The organism is Streptomyces sp. (assembly GCF_031178505.1).
Lineage (GTDB): Bacteria > Actinomycetota > Actinomycetes > Streptomycetales > Streptomycetaceae > Streptomyces > Streptomyces gulbargensis.
The window spans coordinates 1-2,459 of the sequence record NZ_JAPSIW010000900.1; the positions used below are offsets into that span (position 1 = coordinate 1).

The 2,459-nt window shown below is 71.1% G+C and carries 2 protein-coding genes; both read right to left on the reverse strand.

Annotated elements, in window-relative coordinates; all coding sequences use genetic code 11:
• On the reverse strand, nt 1-530 hold a 530-nt coding region (locus RIF68_RS34165; RefSeq protein WP_309055354.1), incomplete at its 3' end, for an ROK family protein.
• Nucleotides 527-2,245, reverse strand: coding sequence for a class I mannose-6-phosphate isomerase (locus RIF68_RS34170; protein ID WP_289908314.1), 1,719 nt, complete (start codon nt 2,243-2,245; stop codon nt 527-529). The genes RIF68_RS34170 and RIF68_RS34165, both read right to left, overlap by 4 nt.
• Between the last annotated feature and the right edge of the window lie 214 nt (nt 2,246-2,459).

Consider the following 2,459-nt stretch of genomic DNA (forward strand, 5'->3'; position numbering starts at 1 on the left):
TGCACGTGTCCGCTCGGCGGCACCAGGCCGCCGGTGTGGACAGGACGGCCGGCGGCGAGGAAAGAGGATCCCACGCCCGTGCCCAGCGTCAGGCCGATGACCCGGTCGTGACCGGTGGCGGCTCCGGAACCGTGCTCGCCGATGGCGAACGCGTCGGCGTCGTTGAGGAACCGTAGCTGCTCGGACCGGCCGGCCAGCCGCTCGCGCAGCCCGGCCCCGACGTCGACGCCGGACAGGGATTCGAACTTCCCCACGTCGGCGAAGCGGCCGATGCCCCTCGCGTAGTCGAAGGGGCCGGGTATCGCCACCCCCCAGCACGGGCCGTGCCCGGTCGGCAGTGTCTGCGCGGCCGATCCGATGGCGTCGAGGAGGTCGTCGGCCCGGGCGTGCGGGTTCAGAGGCCTGCGGATCCTGGTGGAGGGGAGGGGACGGCCTGCGGCCGGGTCCACGAGAGCGGCGGTGACGTGCGTACCGCCGATGTCGAGGACCGGTACCGGCGCCGGGGTCCGCTCCTCGGGGGTCACGGTCACGGCTCGACCACCAGCGCCTTGACGATCCGCACCTCGTCGTCGCCGAGCGCGCGGACGCGGTAGGGGCCCACGGCGGCGGGGATCGTGATGGTCTCGGCGAAGGCCAGGGAGTGGGTGCGGCCGTCGAGGGTTTCGATGAGGGCGCCTTCGCCCGCGGCGATGTTGAGGATGTGGAAGCGGCCCTCGGTGTCGTCGGGGATGTCGGCGCCGCCTTCGACGACGAGGCGGTGCACGGCGTAGAACATCTCGGGCAGCGCGCCGATGACCTCTTCGCGCCAGCCCTCTCCCGCGCGCACGGTGCGCGGCAGCTGGACGAGGTCCTTCGTGACGTCGTCGCCGCGCCGGGTCGTGTCCAGGTTGGCGAAGCCGTGCTCGTAGGGCAGGGGCCGGGACGCACCGTCGGCGTCCTTGCGCAGCCAGTCGTAGAACCGGAGGGAGTAGAGGTAAGGGGTCGCGCTCACTTCGAGCACCAGGTTTCCCGCGCCGGAGGCGTGCGGTGTGCCCGCCGGGATCATGAACAGCTGTCCCACTGTCGCCGGGTAGGTCCGGACGTGGTCCGTCACGGGCATCGGGGTGTCGTTGGCGATGGCGTCCTCCACCTGGCGGCGCATGGTGTCGGGGTCCGCCTCGTCGGTGAGGCCGAGCAGTACCTGGGCGCCGTCCTCGCTGGCCGTGACGTAGTACGTCTCGTGCTGGGTGTACGGCCAGCCGAACACCTCGCGCATGTACCGCTCCTGCGGGTGGAGGTGCAGGGACAGGTTGCCACCGCCCATCGTGTCGAGGTAGTCGAAGCGGATCGGGAAGGACGTGCCGAACCGGCGGTGGACGTCTTCACCGAGCATGTCCTCGGGGTGTTCGACGCACAGCAACTGGAAGGGGACCTCGACCTGCGGCCCGTCCTTCTCGCCGACCAGGACTCCCGCTTCGGGAGCGATCAGCTCGTAGCCGAGGGCGGTGTTGCCGGCCCGGGGGGTGAAGCCGAGTTCACTGGCCGCCCACTGGCCTCCCCACGGAGTGGAGTTGAAGTAGGGACGGGTGCGTACGGGACCCCGTGCCAGGTGCGCCAGGGTGCCGCGAAGCGCGGGACCGTCCAGTGAGGCCGGGCGGGCGGTGTCCTGCACGTCGATCCAGCGGTCGACCCGTCCCGCGATCGCGTCGCGGTGCCGGTCCAGCACGGGCCAGTCGGTGTAGAACAGCCGCACCAGGTCGCCGGGCTCGTCGCGCCGGCCCAGGTTGACGCCGACCGGCAGCTCGCCCTTCGCCACCGCCGCCTCGGCGTACCGCTTCGGCAGGTCGGCGTACCACAGCACGTCCGGACCGCACAGTGAAGCACCCGGCCCGTACACCACCGTCACTCCGTCCCGCACCGGGCGCTCGGCCCGCGGGAGGGAGTCGAACAGGTCCGCGACCTGGGCGGGGGAGAGCGGTGTGAAGAACGGGTCGTCGGGGTGGACCGGCCGGGCGGCCAGCCGCTCGTCCGCGGCCGCCGCGTAGTGGTCGCGTACATCGAGCAGGTCCACGTCGCGGCCCGCGGAGCGCAGGGCCGCGGACAGGCCGTCGGTCAGCGCGGGCCAGTCGAGGGCCGCTGGGCCGTCGACCGCCAGGACCAGCGCGCCGAGCGGCAGATCCGCGGCTGGGGCCGACCAGCCGGCGGCCACTTCCCCGGCGACCGGCGGGTAGCTGGGGAGGGGGTCGTACGAACGAGGCGCGGGCACATCTGCTCCTTACTCGGCTCCATGGTGACGAGAGTTAACGATAACAGTGCTTGGCTGAAGGTGTCCATGGCTGCACTGTCGGCTGGATCCGGCCCTTTGATGCCATTGACCTGCACTTTTAATGGGAGACGTCTATGGCTGCGGATTCTTTTCCCGTTGAGGTATTGCTACCGCCGGAATGGTGTCGTTAACCTCACGCCACACGCACTTGGAC